Source organism: Alteromonas sp. ABV4_150 (assembly GCF_056311745.1).
The window spans coordinates 1,341,971-1,365,489 of record NZ_CM149971.1 but is presented as its reverse complement, the minus strand read 5'-3'; the positions used below and the strand labels follow the sequence as shown (position 1 = coordinate 1,365,489).

The window sequence follows — 23,519 nt, the reverse complement described above, 5'->3', positions numbered from 1 at the left end:
GCACTTAAATTACGTTTTTGGTATCTGTGGATCAAGCTTATTAACATTACTTTTACATATTTAACGTTATATTTTCTCGATTATTATTTGTAACTTTTTGAAAAATATAGCGTTTACGTTTAAAGGTAAAAGGTGAAACGTTTACCTTGGGTTCAATACTAGCACAAAATGACAATGTAATTACAATGTTATAAAAATTTTTTTTGTATAAAAAAAGTGCGGTATATAACCGCACTTTATTAACAATAGGAAAAATAAGGGGAATTTAAGCGTCATTAACTGCAGCGGATACGTTCTACGGCTGCTTTCCAACCTTCATAGGCCTGATCGCGCTCCGGCTTCGACAGTCTTGGAGTGAAAACGCTATCACTCTTCCAGCAGTGGGTTAAATCGTCAATTGAATTAAAGACACCAGCCTGTAATCCTGCTAGGAAAGCTGCACCTAGCGCAGTAGTCTCTGTAATTTCAGGGCGTTCTACTTCAGCCCCTAAAATATCCGACAGAAAGCCCATGACCCAGTCGTTGCGCGACATGCCACCGTCTACACGTATATTTGTAGGGCGAGCGCCGTCGCTTTCCATCGCCTTTTGAAGGTCTTTGGTTTGATAACAAACCGATTGCAGGCCTGCTGCAACGATCTCGCTTATCCCTGTATCACGGGTAAGCCCTAAAATGGCGCCACGAGCATCAGGATCCCAATAAGGCGCGCCTAACCCGGTAAATGCGGGAACTAAAAACACACCGTTATCTTGTCTAGCGCGCTGCGCTAAAGCTTCTGATTCTGCAGCATCATCAATAAGCTTTAAGCCATCCCGTAGCCATTGAACGGTGGCGCCAGCCATGAAAATACTACCTTCAAGTGCATAGGTAGTTTTCCCTTCGAGGCGGTAACCCACTGTTGTCAGTAATCGATTTTTCGATTGAAGCGGGGCGTCGCCTGTATTAAGGATCATGAAGCAACCCGTGCCATAAGTACTCTTCGCCATGCCTTTTTCGAAGCAAGCCTGACCAACCAAGGCGGCTTGTTGATCACCAGCTACACCATGAATAGGAATCGCTTTTCCGATGATGTCTTCTTTAATAACTCCGAAATCTGCTGCACAGTCCATAACTTCCGGCAGCATTGAAGCTGGAATTTTAAATTTATCGAGTAGCTTTTCATCCCAACACTGGTTATGAATATCAAACAACATGGTTCGAGACGCATTGGTGGCATCAGTTTTATGTGATTCACCGCCCGTTAAGCGCCAAATCAAATACGCATCCACAGTACCAAATAGAAGCTCGCCATTTTCAGCCTTCTCTCGTGCGCCTTCGACGTTATCTAGTATCCATGCGACTTTGGTTGCTGAAAAGTATGGGTCGAGTAAAAGTCCTGTTGTCTCAGTTATGTACGAAACAAATTCTTGGTCTTCGCTAAAATCTCGGCAATATTGCGCTGTGCGTCTGTCTTGCCACACAATAGCGGGGTAGATGGGCTTTCCGGATTGTTTGTCCCAAACTAGCGTGGTTTCGCGCTGATTTGTGATACCAATGGCGGCGATATCTGATGGCGCGACACTACATTTGTTAAAAACTTCCTTCAGGGTAGCGACAACGCTTTCCCAAATTTCCTCAGGGTCATGTTCTACCCAACCATCCTTAGGGTATTTTTGCGAAAACTCTTGTTGAGCAATAGCTTCTATACTTCCTTTCGGAGAAAAAATAATGCTGCGAGAGCTTGTTGTGCCTTGGTCAATGGCAAGAATATGTTGTCCCATAAGGTCACTCCTGAAGATGATTTTTCATAGAGTTTGCATCATTTACAGATGTTTAACAATGCTATATTTTCGAAAACGAACATTTGATTTTCGTTTTATCGCGTGAAGTTTGTTTTTAGGCACGTATAATTAGTGTCGATTTTACTTCTGAGGATGTGTGATGAACCAAACGCAAAGGCACGAAAAAATTGTTGGGCTAATTAAGCAACATGGTTTTATGTCTATTGATGATTTGGTTAGTGCTTGTGAAGTGACGCCACAGACCATTCGAAGAGATTTAAATCAACTGGCTGAAAACGGTGTAGTCAGTCGCTACCACGGTGGGGCTGGCTTAAATAGAAGTTGGGAAAACACGCCTTACCAAGAACGTAAAACGCAAAACAGTGAAGTAAAAGAGAAAATTGCAGAGGCTGTGGCAGCCATGATCCCTGATGGTGCGTCTTTGTTTATTAATATTGGTACCACAACCGAGCTTATTGCCACCAAACTGCTCAACCACAAAAATCTCCACGTAGTAACAAACAACATCCATGTTGCGACAATCTTATCTGCTAAAGAAGACTTCTCGGTGATTATCGCCGCTGGTGAAGTACGCTATCGCGACGGCGGAATTATTGGCGAAGCAACCTGTGATTTCATTAGTCAGTTTCGAATGGATTACGGCATTATCGGTATAAGCGGTATAAGCTCAGACGGTGCACTGCTTGACTTCGACTTTAGGGAAGTGAAAGTCTCACAAGCTATTTTAGAACATACCCAGCACGTTATTCTTGCGGCCGACTATAGCAAATTCGAGCGTCGCGCTATGGTTGAACAGGGCCATATTTCACAAGTAGATTGCTTGGTTTGTGATAAGACACCACCGCCAAGCATAGTAAAAATTATAAAAGAGAATAACATTACATTTGTAAAAGCATAGCTATCAATAGTCTTACTCGTTTATTGTCACAATCACAGGTCTGTCATAATTATGGACTAGCCTTATCTTATCGATGATATTGCACGTTGCTTCATCGCTGATTATTCCTTGCACATGATTTTGTGTTGATTCGCTTGGCTATTTATATTCTCAAATATGCGAGTCGATGCATGTAGATTTGCTGAGCCCTTCATCCTTTATCTGCATTATTTACCAACAAATTAACACATAATCGGGTTTCTTTAACTTTCCTTAATGTTCGATAATGTTCGTTTTGTGTTGACATGTTTTCTTTTTGGTTGTCAAATAGCCAACAATTAGATAAAGCAAATGTGAATACGAGCAGGGGCGAACTATGAGTCACAGCAATGAATCTGAAAAAACAGTCGACGTTTTAGTTGTTGGCGGCGGCGTTAACGGTGTTGGCGTGGCGCTAGACGCTGCAGGGCGTGGGCTTTCAGTAGCATTATGTGAAAAAGGTGACCTTGCTGGCGCTACATCTTCATCAAGCAGTAAGCTCATTCATGGCGGCCTTAGATATCTAGAACATTACGAGTTCCGTTTAGTAAAAGAAGCATTGGCGGAACGGGAAGTACTCCTTCAAAAAGCCCCTCATATCATGTGGCCCTTGAGGTTTCGCTTGCCGCATCAAAAGCATTTGCGCCCAGCCTGGATGATTCGAATTGGATTGTTCCTTTACGATTCATTGGCGAAACGCAATATGCTACCTCGCTCACGTAAGCTGTCGACAACAAGCGAAAGTCCGTTGGTTAACGATATTACAACCTGCTTTGAGTACTCTGATGGGTGGGTGGATGATGCACGCTTAGTAGTATTGAACGCACTGGCCGCACAAGATCAAGGCGCACAAATTTACACCCGCACTGAATGCGTTAAAGCTGAAAAGCAAGATGATCTGTGGAGTGTTGAGCTTAAATCGGTAAAAGGGAAAACGTTTACAGTAAAAGCGAAGTCTATTGTCAATGCTGCAGGCCCGTGGGCGGTATCCTTCCTAGATCGTCTAGTAAATGTTAACAACCCAAATGCTATGCGTATGGTGAAAGGAAGCCACTTCATTGTGCCGAAACTTTACGATACTGATGAAGCCTATATATTACAAAACAGAGATGGGCGTATTGTTTTTGTGATTCCGTATGAAGGGGATTTCTCGCTGGTAGGCACTACTGATGAAGACTTCAAAGGCAACCCATCAGATGCTGCTATCTCGGATGAAGAAACCGAGTATTTGATAGATGTGGTAAACACATACTTTAAGTCAAAAATTACTCTACGCGATATCGTTCACTCTTACAGTGGCGTAAGACCTTTATTGGAAGAAAAGAATGCTTCTGCTCAGGAGTTAACGAGAGACTATAAAGTAGAACTCAAAGGCGAAACAGGCAAGCCTGTGCTGCTCAATATTTTTGGAGGGAAAATAACGACCTACAGAAAATTAGCTGAGCATGCGGTAGACAAACTGACTACATGTTTCCCTAAAGCTAAGAAAGCATGGACTAAAGATGTGTCTTTACCAGGTGGCGCATTCGAAAGCCAAGACGAGCTTGTAGATAAGTTAATTGGTGAGTTTCAGTGGTTGAACAAAAACATCGCTCAACGCTATGCGCGTCAATATGGCCTTTTAAGCTACAAATTTTTAAAAGGAAAATCGTCAATTGCTGAGATGGGAGAAGACTTTGGCGCAGGTATGTATTGCGCAGAAGTAGACTATCTAATCGAGAGTGAATGGGCATGTACGCTGGAAGATGTTATTTGGCGCAGAACTAAGCATGGGTTGCGTTTAAACAAAGCGCAACAAGAGGTGCTATCGCAATACATCGAACAAAAAGCGGACTCCCTTGATAGCGAGGGTCAAGCTATTGACCCAGTATTGGCGAGTGCGTAACGTTGTTAGCTCGTTTCAGTATGTGCAAAGGGCGTTGTGTTTAAACTAACGCCCTATGTTTTCGTATATTCCCGCTATATGAAGTAAATAACAATTCACATAGCCCATTACGCTTGCGAAACAGTTAGATTTAATTAAATGGACTTAGTATGAATACGGATGTCATGAAAGGAAGCGCGATGAAAGAAGTAGTTTTCATACGCCACGGAAAGCCACTTTCAGCCCACAATGAGAAAGTGAATGCCGCCGAATATGCAAGCTGGGTGCGGAACTACAATAAATCTTCCCTAGACCCAGCCAGTCAACCCAAGCAAAAAATAGATATAACCGGTAGCTATATCGCCGTCAGCCCACTTTTAAGAGCAAAGTTAACAGCTGCTCAGTATGGCGTAACTTCAATTGATGAAGAGTTACCGGAACTGAGAGAAATGGATATACCTTATTACAAGCTGCCTTTCATCTTACGCAGTTGGCATTGGGTTTTGCTAAGCCGCGCCCTCTGGTTTATGGGAACTAAAGGCCGCTTTGAGAGTTTTAAATTTGCTAAAAAGCGAGTTGAAAAGCTTTCCCTGCATATCGATAAACTCAGCGAAAAACATCCTAAAGTGGTTCTGTTTGGACATGGTATGACTAACTTCTACACGCGAAAAGCGCTCATGAAAAATGGGTGGCAGCTGAAGCAAAAAGACAGTGATTTCTGGGGTATCACTATTCTGCAAAAAGCCATTAACGCTAATCATTGATAGTTTTAAACGAGCTAGGCTTGAGGGTTCGTTTAATTATCTATGCGAACTAGTATTACTTCATATTTTATTCAAAATGCCGATAAACTATCGACATAGCGAGGTCGTTTTTCGCTTGCGATAGCCGATTTATGTCTTGCATATCTTGATAAAAACCTAGGGTAAACAAGAATTGTTACCGCGGTGATAAGCTGAGAATCCGTAAATGAATAAAAATAAAAAAGACGCCGACACCACGAAAAACGTTATAAAAGCGTCCATTGCCGTTATTTTTGCGGTAACACTAGGGGTAGTAATTAACTATTTTCACATTGGTGAAGCAGATACGACTACAGAAGCCTTTGCTGAGCGTTTAGATACTTTTAAACGGCATGTGGTTTCTTCACATTGGCAATGGCGAGTGCGTCAGCCCACTACTATGATAATGCTCATTCACTATGATGACGCGGGTAGTGAAGTAAACCGAACGCCAGTTCGTATGAATCACAATGGATGGCCAACAGCTAATATGTCGGATGCTGGATGTGAGAAAATTTGGTCATCAGTAGTGGCATCTCCACTCCGTGTAGATGGGTTTAAAGTACATGCAAGATACTACGCCGAGCTTGAAGCAAATGAAGATAACTACTGGTGTCGCTTTAGCTTGAGTAATGGTACCTACTTTGACTATTACCCAGTAAGCGGGTCGGTAACCGCCTTAGAAGACTAATAAGGTCTTCATATCTATACATATTAATATAAATGTTCTGCTATATAGGTATTTGGTTTATTTAGATAATTAGTCTACTTTTGAGTTAGCGCCATGTCACAAATTGAAACCTTAAGGTATTGTTGAAAATAAGATAATACTCGACACTAACGAATTAAGTAGGCATATGCTATCTAGCTTATTCTCTTCGAAAAAGAACAGTGCAAAGCTCACCGTAGGTGTGTCTGTGAGTGCGACTGAGTTACATGTTACCGCGATTAATTTTGGGGGTAGTGATTATGTGCTTAGCTCAGTTGCGTCTGTTCCTTTCGATAATCGAAAGCCACTTGAGACACAATTAAGTGATGCATTGCGTGATTTCGATAAGGAAACGTGCCGAGTATCTGTCGTGCTTCCACAAGAAATGTACCATATGGTACAGGTCGATAAACCTGAGTTACCTGAAGAAGACATTACAACGGCGCTACCTTGGACTCTTGGCGAGTTAGTTCCTTTTGACTCTAGCAATATTGTTTTGGACTACATCGACTATCCGGTCCAAACTCGATCCGGCGGTAAAAAAATCGATGTGTTCGCTGCCGATAAATCCTCGCTTTCTGCGCTTGTACAAAGATTATCTAAAAAGAAAGAGGTAAAACTCACTCATATCCACACCAAAGAGGTGCTGGCGACAGAAATGGTGCCTGATGATGATTATGCGCGTTTGCTTATTATTCAAGAGCCTGATAGCGAACCATTTTTGATGATTGTCCGTTCGCGTGCTATTTGGCTATCGCGACGTTTAAGGGGCTTTGTTAAGAAATCCGCCGGCCAAGAAGACCTCGTTCAGTTGAGCGACATGCTTGGATTAGAAATACAGCGATCGATGGATTTTTATGAGTCACAGCTAAAACAGCCACCGCTAAAAGAAATCTTGTTCAGAACACAGTTTGATTGCGAGCCTGTAATAGAGCGCTTGAAGCCATTTCAGCCTGCGGCTATGAAAAAATTTATTCCGGAGCTTGAGTTAGCTGATGTTGTTGAACCCGCTTGTCATTTTGCTTTAGCTAGCGCGCTTGTCGCAGTGAGGGATGAACAGTGAAGCGCACAATAAACCTTTACCACCCCTCGCTTAAACCTCGAAAAGAGCGCTTACCCTTATCAAAGGTACTTTGGGTAAACGGCGTAGCATTTGCGCTAATGCTAACTGCTGTTATGGCCTTTAACGTGTTGCTAAACGCCAAGCAAGAAAAAATAGAACAGATGTCAGCATCGACACGCCAAATCAACGACGAGATTAAAACACTCAATGATGCCCTAGAGAAAAAGCGAGATACCAAAGCGCTACAACAGCAGCTTGAGCAAGTGAATGCAAAGATTCAAAACAGAAAGCAACTGCTTGCTTATTTAAAAAGCGGAGAACTGTCTTTTGATGCAACTAAGTATGGTGAAGTGATGGATGACCTTGCGGACTATCACAACCAGAATCTATGGCTTACCAGCATAAATATAGACACCCAAAAAATTCGCCTGTCAGGACAAACAATCGCACCCTCGTCTATTCCTGTTTGGCTAAAGAATTTACAGCAGTCTCCTTTCTTCCAAGGGAAGTCATTTTCGTCAGTGAAGTTCGACGAAGTAGATGGTGCTGAAAATGTGAAGCAATTTTTAATATCAACCGATTTTGAGGGAGACGCTGATGAGTCAGTATCAACAGCTCTCTGATAAGTTTTCTGCGCTTGAAAACAGAGAAAAGCAGCTTATTTTGTGGGTGAGCTTTGGCCTTATCGTTTATTTGTTCTTTTGGTTCGGCATATCACCAGCGCTGGAAGACATGTCTGCCGCTGACAAAACAGCTACTCGAAAAGAAAGTGAGTATAAGGCGCTAGTTATTCAACGTGATGCTATTAAACAAGCACTGTCTGTCGATTACACACAACGTATGCAGCAAGAATTAGATAGCGCGAGACAAGCGCTACTGAGCGTTGATGAGGCGCTACTTTCATTGAACGAAGGCTTTGTGGCGGCTGACAGAATGCCTGAGCTACTGATGACGTTGTTAAACGAAGAAAATAATGTGAGTTTGGTTAATTTTAACGTTGAACCTACTCAAACTATTCGTTTTGGCGAAGGTGATTCCCAAAGTACAGCTTTTTATCGTCACAATATGCGCCTAGTGATTGAGGGAAGTTACTTTGATTTACGTAGTTACCTAGCGCGTCTGCAAGCAGCACCCGAGAAAGTCATAGTGACTGACTTCGCTTATAACGCCGGTGAATATCCCAACGCATCACTGACGCTTGGGTTAGCGACAGTAAGCAATAACGCTACCTTTATTTCGCTTTAGGAGTCTAGGTGAAGATAATGAAATACTTTGTATTTAGTTTGTTGGTATTAGGTAGTGTTTTCAAGCCTACACTAGCTGCCGTAGACCCAACTAAACCTGCCTTGTTCAAGGGGGCGAGTGTAAAGGAAAACGGCCTTTTAGATGGTGAGTTGGCACTGCAGTCAATTTTTAAACGCAGTTCAGGGTATAGCGCGATTATCTCTGGCAAATCTTATCGAGAGGGTGACACGCTTAACGAGTTCACTGTGTCTAAAATTCACCCTAAACACGTGATTATCACTGACGGTCGTCAGCAGAAAATACTAAGAATGTATGCATATGAAATTAAAAAATAGCCTTATTTCTAACGCACTGGTCCTAGCTGCGGCGTTTGTTATCGCGGGTTGTCAAACCTATGGTGTTGGCGAGGAAGTTAAGCCGCATATTCGCGAGGAACTCAATCGTTCTCAGAATGCGCCTGTCAGCAAACCCACGCCACCGCCACAGCTAAACCAAGAATTGCTGTCAGAAGTGGCTCGCTATCAGTCGCTACCAGCCCCTACGTCTCAGAAAATGTTTGCCGTATCGGCCAATAATGTAGATGTTCGCCCTTTCTTCGATGCGCTAGTGGAAGATACGCCATATAGTGTGGCTGTGCATCCAGCGGTCTCAGGTCAAATCAGCCTAACCCTTAAAGACGTAGCCCTTGATGATGTGCTTACGATTATTTCTAGAATGTATCCGCTGGATGTATTTTTAGAAGGCAAAGTCATCCAGGTAATGCCGTCGCAGTTAAAGACAGAATCTATCCCGGTTAACTTCCTAATGATCAAGCGTTTTGGTGTATCGAACGTAAGCGTAATTGCGGGCGGTGTTAGCGAGCAGGACCAAAATAATGGCGGTAACAACGGCGGTATTAACGGCAACAATAACATCAGCGGTAACGCTCTGGGGGGGCAAGGCGGTTTTGGTGGCCAAGGTGGTCTTGGCGGCAACAATATCCAACAGCTTAATGGCTCAAACATTCAAACCACCAGTGAAAACGATTTTTGGAGTGACTTAAAAGAGGCTTTGAAGGTATTAGTATCGCCCACAGAAGGCCGTCAGGTTGTGGTCTCGCCGCAAGCGGGCTTGGTAACGGTGCGCGCGCTACCAAGCGAAATTGCCGTGGTGAAAGATTTTCTAAATCAAAGCCAAGAAAGCCTGCAACGTCAGGTAGTTCTAGAAGCTCGCATTATTGAAGTCACGCTAAATGATGGTTACCAACAAGGCGTTAGATGGGACCGTATAGCTAGCGGCTTAACGGGGAGCGTCAATTTTGGGTTTAGCGGCGGGGCGCTTGCTTCTAATTTTGCAGCAAACACTGCTGCGGGAATCGACCCGGCTATTAATGCGGTAAATGCTATTGGAAATACTATCTCAACCGATATCGGTGGAGTATCAACGCTACGTATTTCTCGCGGCGACTTCGATGGTGTTATTAATATGCTTCAAACTCAGGGTGACGTGCAAATGCTAAGTAACCCTCGCGTTACGGTAACTAACAACCAAAAGGCGGTTATTAAAGTAGGACAAGACGAGTACTTTGTTACCGATGTGTCGACGAGTGAAGATCAGAGTGCGACCCAGACTGAAAACGAAAACGATATCGAACTAACCCCCTTCTTCTCTGGTATTGCTTTGGATGTAACACCGCAAATAGACAGAAGTGGTTCTGTGATTCTGCATGTTCACCCTTCAGTAACAGAAACGGCGGAACAGACAAAGGTTATCCAAGTAGGTGACCAACAAATATTGTTACCGCTGGCGCAAAGCAATATTCGTGAATCAGATACCGTGATCCGCGCTCGCGACGGTGAAATTGTGGTGATAGGCGGTTTAATGGAAACGGTTACCAGCGAGCAAGAATCTAAAACACCTCTGTTAGGTGATATCCCTATTATCGGTAACGCGTTTAAAAACAAGGCGAAAACCCAGAGCAAGCGCGAGTTGGTTATTCTCATTCGCCCTTCGGTGGTACAGCCAGATACGTGGGAAAAGCAGCGCCTTCGCACCCAGTCATTACTTGATCAATGGTATAGAAACTAATTATGTATCAAGGCTTTTATCATTTCACAGAAATGCCGTTTTCGCTTACGCCGAACACGGATTTCTTTTGTGCGCTGGCGCCGCACAATGAAGCGTTAAAAGTCATTTTGTCTGCGTTGAGTATGTCTGAAGGCTTTATCAAAATTACCGGTGAAGTAGGGACTGGCAAAACCCTGTTGTGCCGCAAGCTTATAAACCACCTTTCGGATAAATTCGTAGCCTGTTATTTGCCGAATCCATACCTGAGCCCTGACGAGTTGCGTATAGCATTCGCCAATGAATTAGGTATTGATATGAGTAAAAACGAAGCCTCTCAGGGGTTACACAATGCCATAGAGTCAAGGCTTTTAGCGCTCAAACAAGAGGGACGGCAAGCGGTACTGATTATCGATGAAGCGCAATCGTTAAGCTGGGATGCACTTGAGATGCTGCGCTTGTTTAGCAACTTAGAAACAGAAAAAAGCAAGCTGCTTCAAATTGTCTTATTCGGTCAGCCAGAGCTTGACGCTAACCTGTCAAACCCCAAGGTTAGGCAAATCCGTCAGCGCATCAGCTTTTCGTACACATTGCGCAAGATGACGTCGGCAGAAGTAGATTATTACATAGGGCATAGACTGACAACGGCGGGCGGCAGTGAGCAGTTAATATCAAAAGGTTTACGTGCGTTTATTGCATTAGTCACCCGAGGAACGCCACGGTTGGTCAATATTGTTTGCCACAAAATTCTTCTTCGTGCTTACGGTCAGGGTAAAAGCGCAGCGAATTGGCAACATACGATGAACGCAGTGTTTGATACTGATGATTGTAAGCGAAGGCTTGTTCCTAGACAAAGCATCGTTATTTTATCCATAGCTGCGGTTGCTGTAGCAAGTGTGCTTTACCTTTACGGGGCGCAGGGCTTATGAGCATTTTAAATGACACCTTAAAATCGCTAGATGAGCGAAACCAGAACAAAGATTTTGGCTTGCCGCCTACGGTGCACGTCGAAAATCGCTCGCTTTGGCCAAAAGCGCTAATTGCGCTCATTGTACTAGGTCTAGTTATTTGGCTGGTGTTGAGCGGTATGACTGAGTCTGGGAATAGTAAGCGTGTTGGTAATACAGGTAGCGCTGACATTGTTGCAAAAGGCGATGTACAGAATACAGCAGTAAGCGCAATGGAAAATAAGCCCATCCAAGCGGACAGTGAAGTTACTTCCAAGCAATATGTCGATAGTGCCGAACAACACTTAGAAGGCATGAAGTCTACGCCGTTATCCGAAGAAGATTTGGCATATCAAAATACGCCGTCAGATGTGGCTGAGATTGTATTTAATAGTATTGATGAGGCGGAAGTCGACGACGAGGCAGAGTATAGGCAACGTTCGCAAGTTGCTAATTCTTCAAGCTCAAACTCGGATGCCCAATCAGATCAAAAGTCAGATAAAAAGGCAGCCGAAGTTAAAGACGAAACCCTATCAGCCGCAAACATATCAGAAGAGACTGAAGAAACCGGCTCGGCGGTAGTGAAAGCCTCAAGCTTAACCCAAGAAAAAGCAAGCATACAAACGGCCAGCAGGACAAACCCTGGAACAAACGTTAAAACAACTGGTGAATTAAGCTCGCCTAAACCAGATAGCATTATTTCACGTGAGCCAGCGATTGACGTTACGCCTAAATCGCCAGAGCAACAAAGCGCCGTTCATTTAGAAGCTGGGCTTAAAGCTTACAATTTTGGTATTTTCGACGACGCTCAAAAAAGCTTTACTCTTGCACTATCTACCTACCCGCAAAATACCGAGGCTCGCAAACAGTTGGCCGCCCTTTATTTTGGTCAAAATAACAACCTACAAGCGTTACAGGTACTTTCAGAAGGCGTTGTAATATCACCAGAGGCGTTAGTGTGGCGCGAACTCATGGCTAAGATTCTGGTTCAAGAAAACCGTTTTGAAGAAGCTCTGAACCTTATGCCAGATAGCTTAGATGCGAAAGCACTGGCTGAAAAACGTATCGATTATCTGATACTAAAGGGGACCTCTGCACAGACAATCAATAAACCAGAGCAAGCTATCTCGGCGTTCAGTGCCATGACCTCGCTACAACCGAATAATGCAAAATGGTGGTTGGCACTGGGGGTCAACTATGATGCATTGGAAGACAAGCGCTTGGCCATTTCTTCATATTCAAGAGCCCTTGCAATAGGCGGGCTTTCTTCAACGTCATTGCAATATGCCAGTGCCCGCCTAACCGATTTACAGGAGCAACCTTAATGCGTCCTCGATTAAAGATGCGCCTCGGCGATTTATTAGTTCACGAAAATATTATTACCAGCGAGCAGCTTGATAATGCGCTATCGGCACAGCGCTCATCTGGGCGAAAACTTGGTGATACGCTCATTGACTTAGGGTTTATAAGCGAGCCGCAACTTCTTCGTTTTCTTGCACAGCAGCTTAATATACCTTTTTTAGATATTACCCAGCGCCGAATAGACCCAGAACAAGCTCAACTTATCCCAGAAACCTATGCAAGACGTTATCGCGCGCTAGTACTAGAAGCTGACGATGATGAAGTGCTGCTAGGTATGAGCGATCCTACAGACTTAGGTGGTCTTGATCAGCTTGGGCCGCTAGTGGCACCGCGTAATATTGAACTGGCGATAGTACAAGAGAATCAAATGTTAGAGGCGTTTGATTCGGTTTATCGTCGTACCCAGGATATAGCGTCATTTGCAGAAAAGTTAGGTGAAGAGTACGCCGATGAAGCTGACTTTGAATTATCTGCTCTCGACGATACCACTTCAGATGCCACAGTAGTAAAGCTACTCCACTCTATTTTTGAGGATGCAGTACAGGTGCGAGCATCTGACATTCATATTGAGCCTGATGAAAATATTCTGCGCATCAGGCAGCGTGTAGACGGTGTGCTGCAGGAAAACACGCTAAACCAGGTTAAAATTGCCTCGGCATTGGTACTTAGGCTAAAGCTGATGTCTGGTCTCGACATATCAGAAAAGCGTATTCCTCAAGACGGACGTTTCAATATTAAAGTGAAAGGTCACACCCTTGATGTGCGTGTTTCAACCATGCCTGTCGCTAACGGTGAAGCGGTGGTTATGCGTTTGCTAGATCAATCCGCGGGTCTTTTGACGTTAGATCAGACGGGGATGCCTGATGCGATGGCTGAGAAATTTCGCGCCGCCATAAACCGACCTCATGGCATGATCTTGGTAACCGGGCCAACGGGTTCGGGTAAAACCACCACCTTGTATGGCGCGCTAAGTGAGCTCAATAAGCCCGATTTAAAAATCATTACTGCAGAAGACCCCATTGAATATCGCTTGCCTCGTATTAATCAGGTGCAAGTGAACTCAAAAATTGGTCTCGATTTCGCGTCTATTTTACGTACCACCCTTCGACAAGACCCTGACATTATCATGGTGGGGGAGATGCGTGATCAAGAAACCGTTGAAATAGGGCTCAGAGGCGCACTTACTGGCCACTTGGTTTTAAGTACACTTCACACCAATGACTCTGTAACTAGTGCCATCCGTCTTATCGATATGGGCGCGGCGCCCTACTTAGTAGCTACTTCACTGCGTGGGGTGTTGGCACAGCGTTTGGTACGTCGTGTATGTGAAAATTGTAAAGAAGAGCGAGGGCCCAGTGCGCAAGAGCAAGCATGGGTAGGTTTTTTAAAGCCAGAGCTAGCGAACGCGACTTTTTATAAAGGACGAGGTTGCAATAGCTGCAACCATACTGGTTACAAAGGTCGTATTGGCGTGTTTGAGTTTTTAGAGATGAATGAAGACATGATGGAGGCTCTGCGCGACGATAATACACAAGGGTTTGTTGATGCAACGAAGGCCAATAAAGACTTCGTGCCTCTTTCTCATATGGCCCTTGACTATGCTGCAGAAGGTAAAACCTCGTTAGATGAGGTCTTTAAGGTGGCTGAATTTGTGCCTGAGGTGGTGAACCACTAATGCCTCAGTTTAGTTATGCGGGTAAATCGGCTCAAGGTGGCCCTCAAAAAGGCATTATTGAGGCTGCGTCTGCGCAAGCAGCGGCGCAGGCTTTGTTGTCTAAAAACATAGTGCCTATTTCGATAGAAGAAACTAAAAAAACAGAGAAAACGGGTACTGGTTTAGACATAGGTCACCTTTTCGAAGCTAAAGTCGGGCTGGATGAGATGATCATCTTTTCTCGCCAAATGTACTCGCTGCTGAAAGCGGGTATACCGATTATCCGGGCAATTAAAGGGCTAAGTGAAAACGCCTCACATAAACGCTTTCAAGAAATTCTAAAAGATATAGCCGATCAGTTAGAGCAGGGCAGAAGCTTATCTTCTGCCATGACGAAATATGAAAAAATCTTCACGCGGTTAACTATTTCTGTCGTCGTAGTAGGTGAAAATACCGGTAAGCTGGACGATGTTTTCCTGCAGTTAGCCCTCTATTTCGAACGGGAACAGGAAACGCGAAAGCGTATTAAATCGGCATTGCGGTACCCCACTTTCGTATTGATAGCGCTCGCTATTGCTATGTTTATATTGAATCTTTTCGTTGTACCCGTTTTCACACAAATGTTTGAGCGGTTCGACACCGAGCTACCCATAATGACTCGCGTGCTAATAGGCACGTCAAACTTCTTCGTAAACTACTGGTGGGTAATTTTAATCGTATTAATTGGAACAATTTTCTCGGCTAAACAATACGTTAATTCGACTAATGGACGACTTAAATGGGACAAATTTAAACTAAAGTTGCCTGTTGTGGGCAGCATTATTGAGCGATCATTGCTGTCGAGATATAGCCGTAGCTTTTCTATGATTCTGCGTGCGGGCGTACCGTTGACCGCGGGTTTGTCGCTAACCGCCGATGCCGTAGATAACGCTCACATGCAAATGCGTATTAAAGAAATGCGTCAAGGCATAGAAAAAGGCGAAAGCTTGCTGAGAGTTTCGAAAAATAGCGAACTGTTTTCTACACTTGTATTGCAGATGATTGCCGTAGGTGAGGAAACCGGGCGGCTAGAGCCGCTTTTAGAAGAAAGCGCAGATTATTACGAACGTGAAGTCGACTTCGACCTCAAGAGTTTAACCGCCAAGATTGAGCCTATCTTAATAGGTTTTGTGGCTGTCATGGTGTTGATACTTGCGCTTGGCATCTTCACACCAATGTGGAACATGATGTCGGCGGTGAAAGGCGGGTAAAGGGTTCGCTATTTCAATGGGGCTAAACGTGGCTAGCACTAGAGCAGGGTTATTTAACTTTATTGTGATCGGATTGGTGCTTGCTGTTTTGGCTACATCGTACGTGTATCACGCAGCACCAGTGATAGACGAAGCTGAAAAAGTTAACAAAGAAAACGCAGTGGCTCAGTTTCAACGGGTTGTTATGTTAGCCAGAGCCCAATGGATAAAGTCCAAGCAATCAAGGGTTTTGATTTACGAAACGGACTTTGATGCCAGTGGCAGTATAAAGCAGCAAAAAGAAGTGGCTGCAGAGGTATTTGTAAATACAAAGGGTTGGCCTGAAGGGCTGGAGCCGGATCAAGGAAATGCGTGTGAATACATGTTCACATTGGCGACTTTAAGGGAATTCGATGTGTCGTCAAAAATATCGGTAAGCGATGAATACGCAAACGGATATTTGCAGTGTGCATTCTTTATTCAAAATAAAGTTTGGTTTGAGTACAACGCTGGTAGCGGCGTAGTAAGAGAAAGAAAAAGTTAACTAAGCGTCGGAGTTATGCGCTTATTTTTTTAATCTAGGAGATGCTATGAACACGAGACAGCAAGGCTTTACGCTAATAGAGCTTATCATTGTTGTAATTATTTTAGGCTTGCTTGCAGCTACGGCGCTACCGCGCTTTATCGATGTTACCGATGAAGCACGAGAAGCCAGTGTAGAAGGTGTAGCAGGTGGCTTTGCTGCCGCTGTTGGTCTTGTGCGTGCCCAGTGGGAAGTAGAAGGTCGCCCAAGTGGCAACAACGGTAACGGTAATGGCACAGTGGTTACTTACGACCAGACGCCAGTTGGCGTTGACGGCACTATTGGCTACCCTACCGGCAGTTCCACTGGTAATACACTTATCTCTACGGTTAACAATACCGAGTGCAAAAACACATTTGACCTAATTCTACAGTCGGCACCTACCAACACCACATCGACAAACGATACGGTTGTTGCTGACTTCAGATACGCGGTACGTTCAGATGACTCTGGCGCAAACACACTGTGTGTTTACTACTTAGTTGAGTCTATGGGTTTACCTAATAGTTCAGCACCAGCAGACGGCACACCTGACGGTACCACGTTTGACGGTTTCACTTATAACCCAGCCACTGGCCAGGTTACTGTTTTTTAATTAATACTCAGGAAGTTTGATTATGCAAAAAGTATCAAGACAACAGGGTTTTACCCTTATCGAGTTAATCATTGTAATTGTATTGCTGGGTATTCTAGCGGTAACAGCAGCACCTAAGTTTTTGAACCTTCAAGATGATGCGCGTGATTCTGTACTGGAAGGTATTGCTGGTTCATTGGAATCTGCTTCATCTGTCGTTTATGGCAAAGCACTTATCAATGATGTAGCTGCTTCAAGTGATGGTTCGGATTCGGTCAATATCGGTAATAGTACTACTGTATCTTTGGTGTTCGGATATCCAGATGCTGGAACTGCAGCAAATTTCACTAATATTCTTGATGCTGACATTAATGTAGTGGATGGTGATGGCAACATAGTGGGAGATTACGCAACTGCAGCAGTGGATGATGATACTATTCTTATATACTATACGGGTGCATACGATGGGGCACCTGCATCTCCTGCTGCTACTAGTGCTTGTTCTGTTGCCTATACTAACTCAACAGCTGAAGGCGAGCGCCCTACAATTACTGTAAACACATGCGTAGAGTAATGTGAAGAAAAACGGTTTTACACTCGTAGAACTTATTATAACCATATTGGTTATTGGGGTGCTGGCGGTGACCGCCGCACCCCGCTTTCTTGGTAGCGACACCGAAGAAGCCATCGCGCTTCGCGACAGAACCCTTCAGTTGGTGCGCAATATGCAGCTTCGCGCCATGCAAAATGTACAAGACACCAGCTGCGTGAAAATAACAAGTACAGTTATTGCTCCCCCCGCTGACCATGATTGTGCTAATTCCCTATCTACTGCTTTTGATGACGACCAAGTTGTCAATGCATCTAGCACTGATTTCACTTTTCTAACTGCAGATGAAAACGGCGATAGTTTTTCTCAAATCCAGTTTGACGGATTTGGCAGACCAAGCAATATTGCCTGCTCAACTAACTGCAAAATTCAAATAAGCACTTTTTCTATGTGTTTGCAAAGTGAAGGGGCCATTTATGCGTGCTAGCGCTATGTTTCTTACGAGCAAAAAACACAGTGAAGGCTTCACTTTATTAGAGCTAGTGATTGGTATTGTTGTATTCACTATCAGCTTAACAATAGTGCTGTCGCTTATTGTGCCGCAAGCTGAACAAACGGCTGAGCCGTTTCGCCAAGTAAAGGCAGCTAAGTTAGGTCAATCGTTAATGAACGATATACTTAGTCGCTCCTATGACGAAAACAGCGACAGAAGCCCGCCTTTTGAAACCTGTAATGCCAAAGGAAATTGCTCAACAACCCTTGGTCCGGAAGAAGCTAACGAAGACGAATATGATGATGTGGACGATTACAATGGCTATGTAGTCAGCAATGTGGGCGGAAACTATAACAATTTTGGTTTTGCGGTAACGGTAGATTACGACAGTGACTTAGATGACAGCACGCCTACTGATGGTCAAACGTTTAAGCGCATTGATCTAGCAGTAACTGCACCAGACGGCCAAGTTTACAACTTCAGTGCTTATCGAGGGAGCTATTGATGTCCCTTCCAAAAGCACAGACCCAGCGCGGTTTTACGCTTATAGAGCTTATTTTAGTAATCACTATTCTGGGCGTAATTAGCGTTTCTGTCGCCCAGGTGATTTCTTTAAGTGCGCAAATTTATATAACAGGTGCTGAGCGTACACGCCTTGTATCCGACGCGCGCTTTATTATTCTGCGACTGGAAAAAGAGTTACGCAATGTGGTGCCGAATTCAGTGTCATTTGATGCAAGTTTAGGGTGCCTGTCTTATTACCCTATCAAAGAAAGTGGTACCTACGTGGGTGATGCGTTTAACAACCCTATGCACGTAGTCGTGTTCAATAGTCAGTTAAGCGTGAATGATACACTTGTGATATACCCCACAAACCCGCAGAGCGTGAATGATAATGGACTAACAATAGATACTATTGCTGATGCGGCTTCTGAGCCAACTAGCGATAATCAATATGATCTCACGCTTAGCGCCGCTAATACACAATCTTCCCCAGGCAAACGCTTCTTCGTTCCTGAAGAACAAGTGACAATATGTAGAACATCTACCGCTCAGGGAGAGCGTTTAATAAGAACACAAGGTACTACTTCCGGTGTTCTTGGTACTAATGTGGCATCGTGGAGCGCGAACGTAGTAACAGCAGGGCTACGGCAAAATGGTCTTATAGAGCTGCAAATGACCTTAGAAAGCAGTGATGATGAGCAGATATCGGTTGTACACGAGGTTCACTTTCCTAATGTGCCATAATAAAACGCGACTAAAAGCTAGTCATACCAAAAATCGAAGGCCTGTCGGCCTCAGGAGTTCGCCTTTCCAGCAAAGAGGCTCCACGACTATTGTAGCCATAATTATAAGCATTGTTCTTTTAGGGCTTGGTATTGCGTTGTCCAATCAAATTTCCTCCAATATACGTCAGCAATCCATTGAATATTATGGCGCTCGCGCTTATTTGGCCGCGCAGAGCGGAATGGAAGTTGCGATTTCTAGACTAATTAATGGTAACAATCCAGCATGTACCGCTATTATCCAGCCAGTAACTATTAATGCCTCTAACGTGCAGAATTGTTCGATTACACTCTCTTGCGATGTGGAGACTGAGGTAGAAGAGCCAGAAGTCGCCGCTGGTGAAATTAGAGTCTATGCGTTAGGGGCAGAAGCGCAGTGCAGCGCGGGTCAACTTGAAACCTCAAAACGCGTTCTTGTTGAAGTAAGGCAGGAAGAATAATGACATACCGTATACCTTTTGTTCGCGCCCTATTTATAGGAGTTCTTGTTGTTTTAGCACTGCCCGTATTAGCCGTCCCTCAAATTGAAGGCAGGTTCATCGAGCTTCAAAATACCTACAATAAAGCAGAGTGGACGACTATAAGCTTTTCGCAGGTGTATGACGAGCCTCCGGCCGTGTTCATGCTTTCGACCAATCAGGGGAGTAACCCTGCAATCGTTAAAATTCGCAACGTGACCAGAACGGGCTTTGAAGCATTGCCCCTTGAGCCCTCTGGTGAAGATGGCCCTCATATCACAATGGGAGGTCATTACTTGGCTATTGCCTACGGCGTTCACGAATTTCCTGATGGCGATATCGTTGAAGTAGGCAAAATGGAGTTAGATGCTACTACTATCCAAGCATCTACTAATTCTCCTTGGTATACCCCAACAGGACCATTAGTGCCTGGTACTGAAGATGCGCGATACGCAGAAGTGCCTCTTCAGACAGACTTTGGCGAGCAACCCGTTTTCTTCCACTCTATTCAAACTGTTAATAACCAAGTTGACGTAAATGGCAAGAAACCTCCCAATGAACATCTACTGCCATTCTTAACCATTGCAGCTAAATATGAAGCGCCTTCATACTATATAGCTTTGGAAGCGTCAGAAACAGATTATGAGCCCGTAACACGCACTGAAACGGTTGCTTACATGGCAACCACGGAAGGGTTTGACCGCAGGTTCTTCGACGACAATGGTGTAGAGGTAGTCTGGGAGGCTGACTTTGCAGACGTGCGCATTCAGGGGTGGGACGACGGCTGTTTTCGAAATAACTTTAAGAACTCTTATACACAAACACCACTAGTTGCTGCCAGTAAGATTAGCCGCAATGGCGCTGATGGTGGTTGGTTACGCAGTTGCCAAGTTAACAAAAATAGATTGGGGCTTCGCGTTGATGAAGATCGAAGTTTAGATTCAGAGCGCAATCACGCCGAGGAAGAGGCCAGTATTCTGGCTATGACATCAGAGTTTGTGTTCAGTGGTGAAGTGCCAAGTTGTGACGTGGCATTTCCTGGCGCGGTAGCAGCATTTGGCGGCTCGGCCATTAATCTTCCCGCGAATAGCCGTATTATCGATGAAAACAGCGGCGTACTAAGTGCAACGCAATTAATCCCCGGAGGGACAGCTGGCACAGCGGATTACCCTAAATGTGGAGAGCCGGGTGTTGACTGTACCGTAAATAACACAGACTCACTGACCGAGTCACAAGCCAGAGCAATACCGAGTATTACAGTTGATGACAGCGGCCCCGAAATAACCGCCGGTAATTTAGCAGGAGATTACTACTTCAACAGGCAGAATGTGCTGATGGCAGCGGGCAACTATAACGTCGTAGCCCCTACACGCATCTATATTTCCGATCCAGGTACAAATCCAATTGGCGAGTCAACCCGCTTCGTTATGGCCAATGCCAACGTTACTGTTGCTGATGGTGCTTATCTAGCGATTTATGTAGACGGCGACGTAGTTATTGATGGCTCTAACCCTAACGCCTTAGTTATTGCAAAAGGTTCGGTCACATTCGCTAATGTTGGTGATGAAACCATCATTGGTCGTTTTAATGCTGGTGGAGGAATTGAATCCGTTTCTTCAACAACGGCAACTCTTCCAGCACCTCTTAGAGTTACTGCAAACGAAGTACCGAATAATATTCCCGGCATATGTGGTCGTGAGGTTATCGAAGTACTTAATCACTATCGCTATGAATTAGCGGACAATAAAGGCAGTAGCTGTGCGGCTAAACAGATAACGCTTAAGGCTTGTGCAGATGTGAATTGCGATCTCATCTACTCTCAGCCTTCAACGGTTAATCTGTCTCCGCAAAACAATGCTAATTTTCAGTGGAGCGGAAATGATGTCGTCTCTTTTACTGGACAGATTTCGTTAGCGCTAGACAGCTTGAAAGGAAACGATACAAAGCTTGCAACACTAGGCGAAACGCCATCAAGTCAGCTTCGCTGTTTTATTGGCGGAAAGGATGTAGGTATTGAAGGGTGTAAAATTGACTTCAAAGACGATGGTCTAGTGTTTAAAAACCTTACAGACAACACCGCCACTATTGTAACCCAACTATCTGGCAAACCATCAGACCAAGGCTTTAATAGTAAGACCTATGCTGTCGAGGCTTGTGGAAATTCAGAACTCTTAAAAAATAAAATAGTAGATGTGGACCTTAACTACAATTGCGCAAGTTCTAGCAATTGCTCGAATAAGGTGGCCCTGTCAAATAACAATAACACGTATGAACTTGGGTTATCTGCGGATACCTTCGCACTGCAATTTGACGCAAACTCTCGCGCAGAGTTTACGGTGCAGTACCCTGATGCGGGTGAATTATCGCTTACAGGAACAATTACTGACAGGACAGCAATATCCGGGTCTTCAAATATCTTTGCGGTTCGACCGTTTGGTTTTGCTATAGACATCCTAAATGACAGTGCTACCAGTACGAACCCTAACGGTTATGCAAGTAACGCGAATGGCTCACTGCTGAAGCGTACGGGAGAGGACTTTGTAATAGGGCTGCGCACTGTGCAGTGGGTTGATGGCGAAGATAATAATAACGATGGTGTACCAGATAATTTTGCAGACTTAGCTAATAACAACACAGCCGAACACTATTCAGGAAGTGTCATTCTAACGCCTCAACAAACCTTGCCAGCAGGTGGAGCAACAGGGTCATTAAGCACAACCAGCGTTAACTTTGATAACGAAGGTAAAGTTAACTTGGCCGTAAATTATGATGAAGTGGGTGTCATTTCTATTGCAGCTCAAAGTACATACTTGAACGACACCACGGTAGTGGGCCAAGTCGATAACGTGGGAAGGTTTGCGCCCTCTAACTTTTCACTAACCGGGGATGTTGTAGCGGCATGTACTGCCAGTGATGGGTTTAACTATTTTGACCAACCGATTGATGAGGTCAGTTTTACGCTTACTGCCCTTAATCAAAATGGCAGCCGCACCGCGAACTACTACGGAGGCTTCGATAAATTAACAAACCTAAGTTTGCAGGTTGAACACGATGGGAGCCTGTTTGACCGTTTAGAAAATACAAACTTGATAACATGGCCTCAAAGCGGGACGACAGGGCAGATTGTGTTTTCTGACAATGACATTGCATTTAGTCGATTAGGTAGTGCGGCACTCGACGGGGCATATATGAATGCGGCTATCGCGCTGGTGGCTGAAAGTGGACAAATAGAGAACGCAAACTTTAATGGGCTTTCTTGCACTGGTTCCTGTGTTGATGATTTTGGTGATGCAATTAGCTTTGCCTACGGCCGAGCCACGTTAATAAATAACTACGGCGGTGCTGATGAAGCCTTACTATTACCGCTTCGTACTCAATATTGGGACGGTCAAACGTGGCGCATAAACACGTACGATAACTGCACAAACTTTGCACACGCTAATATAAATGATGCCTCAGGTGAGCTAGTTTCTTCTGAAGACGGAACCTTAAGTGAAGGTGCGTACGTCACCGGCGAAGGTATGCGCTTATCATCGCCAAATGGAGCGGGTAATTATCCGCTAGCTTACACGCCTGCTGCATGGTTACTCTGGGACTGGGATGGGGATGGCGAAGCTGATAACCCACCTAGCGCCACGCTAACCTATGGTGTTTATAGAGGAAACGACAACATTATTTACAAACGCGAGCAAATCAACAATTAGCAAAGTAGGGGCTGGACTTGGTCGTGACGCTGTGGCTAAAAAACACCATGACGGTCTCAAAATAAAAAGACCTGGCCAATCGACCATTGTTTTTGAACCTTCCGTCTTTCGTGGGGTCATTAGTGGGTCTAAATTAGGAATTAATCGATTAACGCGTAGGCGCGATGCCTTAATTGGGTAGACACCGAATTTGCTTGTTAATAAAGTAGTTATTTTGGCTCTAAGTGACAGCATCACTTGCCCAAAATTGCCCCCATTGTTAAAGTGTGCGAATAA

The 23,519-nt window shown here is 44.4% G+C and carries 22 protein-coding genes; 21 read left to right on the top strand and 1 reads right to left on the bottom strand.

Going from position 1 to position 23,519, the window contains the following annotated elements; genetic code table 11:
* Positions 1–275: 275 nt before the first annotated feature.
* Positions 276–1,760 (bottom strand): glycerol kinase GlpK, encoded by a 1,485-nt coding sequence (gene glpK, locus ACYX4M_RS05925; RefSeq protein ID WP_476082268.1) that lies wholly within the window; start codon positions 1,758–1,760, stop codon positions 276–278.
* A gap of 160 nt (positions 1,761–1,920) precedes the next feature.
* On the opposite strand from glpK, the gene ACYX4M_RS05920 reads away from it, so the two are divergent.
* From ACYX4M_RS05920 to ACYX4M_RS05820, 21 genes are all read left to right on the top strand, one after another.
* Entirely contained in the window at positions 1,921–2,679 is a 759-nt protein-coding gene (locus tag ACYX4M_RS05920; protein WP_334058614.1) for a DeoR/GlpR family transcriptional regulator, read from the top strand.
* Positions 2,680–3,034: 355 nt separating this feature from the next.
* Positions 3,035–4,582: a glycerol-3-phosphate dehydrogenase gene (gene glpD / locus ACYX4M_RS05915; protein ID WP_476082267.1), complete on the top strand. Its 1,548-nt coding sequence runs from the start codon at positions 3,035–3,037 to the stop codon at positions 4,580–4,582.
* Between the two features lie 149 nt (positions 4,583–4,731).
* Positions 4,732–5,325, top strand: a complete 594-nt coding sequence (locus ACYX4M_RS05910) for a phosphoglycerate mutase family protein (protein WP_476082266.1) — start codon at positions 4,732–4,734, stop codon at positions 5,323–5,325.
* Positions 5,326–5,530: 205 nt separating this feature from the next.
* A complete protein-coding gene (locus ACYX4M_RS05905; protein WP_476082265.1) occupies positions 5,531–6,034 on the top strand; it encodes a hypothetical protein in 504 nt (167 codons plus the stop codon).
* 166 nt (positions 6,035–6,200) lie between these two features.
* Entirely contained in the window at positions 6,201–7,115 is a 915-nt protein-coding gene (locus ACYX4M_RS05900) for an agglutinin biogenesis protein MshI (protein ID WP_476082264.1), read from the top strand.
* The gene (locus tag ACYX4M_RS05895; protein ID WP_476082263.1) at positions 7,112–7,738 is read left to right on the top strand and encodes a PilN domain-containing protein; all 627 of its coding nucleotides are present in this window, start codon (positions 7,112–7,114) and stop codon (positions 7,736–7,738) included. The genes ACYX4M_RS05900 and ACYX4M_RS05895 overlap by 4 nt, the downstream gene beginning before the upstream one ends.
* Entirely contained in the window at positions 7,713–8,360 is a 648-nt protein-coding gene (locus tag ACYX4M_RS05890) for an agglutinin biogenesis protein MshJ (protein ID WP_476082262.1), read from the top strand. The genes ACYX4M_RS05895 and ACYX4M_RS05890 overlap by 26 nt, the downstream gene beginning before the upstream one ends.
* A gap of 17 nt (positions 8,361–8,377) precedes the next feature.
* Positions 8,378–8,695, top strand: a complete 318-nt coding sequence (locus ACYX4M_RS05885) for an agglutinin biogenesis protein MshK (protein ID WP_476082261.1) — start codon at positions 8,378–8,380, stop codon at positions 8,693–8,695.
* Positions 8,679–10,427, top strand: coding sequence for a pilus (MSHA type) biogenesis protein MshL (mshL, locus tag ACYX4M_RS05880; protein WP_476082260.1), 1,749 nt, complete (start codon positions 8,679–8,681; stop codon positions 10,425–10,427). Before ACYX4M_RS05885 ends, mshL begins: the two co-directional genes overlap by 17 nt.
* A 2-nt stretch (positions 10,428–10,429) precedes the next feature.
* Positions 10,430–11,332 (top strand): ExeA family protein, encoded by a 903-nt coding sequence (locus tag ACYX4M_RS05875; RefSeq protein ID WP_476082259.1) that lies wholly within the window; start codon positions 10,430–10,432, stop codon positions 11,330–11,332.
* A complete protein-coding gene (locus tag ACYX4M_RS05870; RefSeq protein WP_476082258.1) occupies positions 11,329–12,675 on the top strand; it encodes a tetratricopeptide repeat protein in 1,347 nt (448 codons plus the stop codon). The genes ACYX4M_RS05875 and ACYX4M_RS05870 overlap by 4 nt, the downstream gene beginning before the upstream one ends.
* On the top strand, positions 12,675–14,387 hold the full coding sequence (locus tag ACYX4M_RS05865) for a GspE/PulE family protein (protein WP_476082257.1): 1,713 nt from the start codon (positions 12,675–12,677) through the stop codon (positions 14,385–14,387). The genes ACYX4M_RS05870 and ACYX4M_RS05865 overlap by 1 nt, the downstream gene beginning before the upstream one ends.
* A complete protein-coding gene (locus ACYX4M_RS05860) occupies positions 14,387–15,616 on the top strand; it encodes a type II secretion system F family protein (protein WP_476082256.1) in 1,230 nt (409 codons plus the stop codon). Before ACYX4M_RS05865 ends, ACYX4M_RS05860 begins: the two co-directional genes overlap by 1 nt.
* A gap of 28 nt (positions 15,617–15,644) precedes the next feature.
* Positions 15,645–16,139 (top strand): hypothetical protein, encoded by a 495-nt coding sequence (locus ACYX4M_RS05855; RefSeq protein ID WP_476082255.1) that lies wholly within the window; start codon positions 15,645–15,647, stop codon positions 16,137–16,139.
* Between the two features lie 46 nt (positions 16,140–16,185).
* Positions 16,186–16,773 carry a prepilin-type N-terminal cleavage/methylation domain-containing protein gene (locus ACYX4M_RS05850; protein WP_025256917.1) on the top strand — a complete coding sequence of 196 codons (588 nt, stop codon included), beginning with the start codon at positions 16,186–16,188 and terminating at the stop codon, positions 16,771–16,773.
* Positions 16,774–16,795: 22 nt separating this feature from the next.
* Complete coding sequence (locus ACYX4M_RS05845; protein ID WP_476082254.1) at positions 16,796–17,326, top strand: prepilin-type N-terminal cleavage/methylation domain-containing protein; 531 nt, start codon at positions 16,796–16,798, stop codon at positions 17,324–17,326.
* 1 nt (position 17,327) lies between these two features.
* A complete protein-coding gene (locus tag ACYX4M_RS05840) occupies positions 17,328–17,789 on the top strand; it encodes a type II secretion system protein (RefSeq protein ID WP_476082253.1) in 462 nt (153 codons plus the stop codon).
* Positions 17,779–18,300: a type IV pilus modification PilV family protein gene (locus ACYX4M_RS05835; protein ID WP_476082252.1), complete on the top strand. Its 522-nt coding sequence runs from the start codon at positions 17,779–17,781 to the stop codon at positions 18,298–18,300. The genes ACYX4M_RS05840 and ACYX4M_RS05835 overlap by 11 nt, the downstream gene beginning before the upstream one ends.
* Positions 18,300–19,043 carry a prepilin-type N-terminal cleavage/methylation domain-containing protein gene (locus ACYX4M_RS05830; RefSeq protein WP_476082251.1) on the top strand — a complete coding sequence of 248 codons (744 nt, stop codon included), beginning with the start codon at positions 18,300–18,302 and terminating at the stop codon, positions 19,041–19,043. Before ACYX4M_RS05835 ends, ACYX4M_RS05830 begins: the two co-directional genes overlap by 1 nt.
* Positions 19,044–19,179: 136 nt before the next feature.
* Complete coding sequence (locus tag ACYX4M_RS05825; protein WP_476082250.1) at positions 19,180–19,521, top strand: agglutinin biogenesis protein MshP; 342 nt, start codon at positions 19,180–19,182, stop codon at positions 19,519–19,521.
* Complete coding sequence (locus ACYX4M_RS05820; protein ID WP_476082249.1) at positions 19,521–23,243, top strand: DUF6701 domain-containing protein; 3,723 nt, start codon at positions 19,521–19,523, stop codon at positions 23,241–23,243. Before ACYX4M_RS05825 ends, ACYX4M_RS05820 begins: the two co-directional genes overlap by 1 nt.
* Positions 23,244–23,519 lie beyond the last annotated feature (276 nt).

What these genes read in the sequence shown, in the direction of transcription:
- mshL (WP_476082260.1), top strand. Translation starts at nt 8,679, where the DNA reads ATGAAATTAAAAAATAGCCTTATTTCTAACGCACTGGTCCTAGCTGCG.
- ACYX4M_RS05835 (WP_476082252.1), top strand. Translation starts at nt 17,779, where the DNA reads ATGCGTGCTAGCGCTATGTTTCTTACGAGCAAAAAACACAGTGAAGGC.
- ACYX4M_RS05860 (WP_476082256.1), top strand. Translation starts at nt 14,387, where the DNA reads ATGCCTCAGTTTAGTTATGCGGGTAAATCGGCTCAAGGTGGCCCTCAA.
- ACYX4M_RS05875 (WP_476082259.1), top strand. Translation starts at nt 10,430, where the DNA reads ATGTATCAAGGCTTTTATCATTTCACAGAAATGCCGTTTTCGCTTACG.
- ACYX4M_RS05920 (WP_334058614.1), top strand. Translation starts at nt 1,921, where the DNA reads ATGAACCAAACGCAAAGGCACGAAAAAATTGTTGGGCTAATTAAGCAA.
- ACYX4M_RS05845 (WP_476082254.1), top strand. Translation starts at nt 16,796, where the DNA reads ATGCAAAAAGTATCAAGACAACAGGGTTTTACCCTTATCGAGTTAATC.
- ACYX4M_RS05820 (WP_476082249.1), top strand. Translation starts at nt 19,521, where the DNA reads ATGACATACCGTATACCTTTTGTTCGCGCCCTATTTATAGGAGTTCTT.
- glpD (WP_476082267.1), top strand. Translation starts at nt 3,035, where the DNA reads ATGAGTCACAGCAATGAATCTGAAAAAACAGTCGACGTTTTAGTTGTT.
- ACYX4M_RS05910 (WP_476082266.1), top strand. Translation starts at nt 4,732, where the DNA reads ATGAATACGGATGTCATGAAAGGAAGCGCGATGAAAGAAGTAGTTTTC.
- ACYX4M_RS05885 (WP_476082261.1), top strand. Translation starts at nt 8,378, where the DNA reads ATGAAATACTTTGTATTTAGTTTGTTGGTATTAGGTAGTGTTTTCAAG.
- glpK (WP_476082268.1), bottom strand. Translation starts at nt 1,760, where the DNA reads ATGGGACAACATATTCTTGCCATTGACCAAGGCACAACAAGCTCTCGC.
- ACYX4M_RS05870 (WP_476082258.1), top strand. Translation starts at nt 11,329, where the DNA reads ATGAGCATTTTAAATGACACCTTAAAATCGCTAGATGAGCGAAACCAG.
- ACYX4M_RS05850 (WP_025256917.1), top strand. Translation starts at nt 16,186, where the DNA reads ATGAACACGAGACAGCAAGGCTTTACGCTAATAGAGCTTATCATTGTT.
- ACYX4M_RS05890 (WP_476082262.1), top strand. Translation starts at nt 7,713, where the DNA reads ATGAGTCAGTATCAACAGCTCTCTGATAAGTTTTCTGCGCTTGAAAAC.
- ACYX4M_RS05905 (WP_476082265.1), top strand. Translation starts at nt 5,531, where the DNA reads ATGAATAAAAATAAAAAAGACGCCGACACCACGAAAAACGTTATAAAA.
- ACYX4M_RS05900 (WP_476082264.1), top strand. Translation starts at nt 6,201, where the DNA reads ATGCTATCTAGCTTATTCTCTTCGAAAAAGAACAGTGCAAAGCTCACC.
- ACYX4M_RS05830 (WP_476082251.1), top strand. Translation starts at nt 18,300, where the DNA reads ATGTCCCTTCCAAAAGCACAGACCCAGCGCGGTTTTACGCTTATAGAG.
- ACYX4M_RS05865 (WP_476082257.1), top strand. Translation starts at nt 12,675, where the DNA reads ATGCGTCCTCGATTAAAGATGCGCCTCGGCGATTTATTAGTTCACGAA.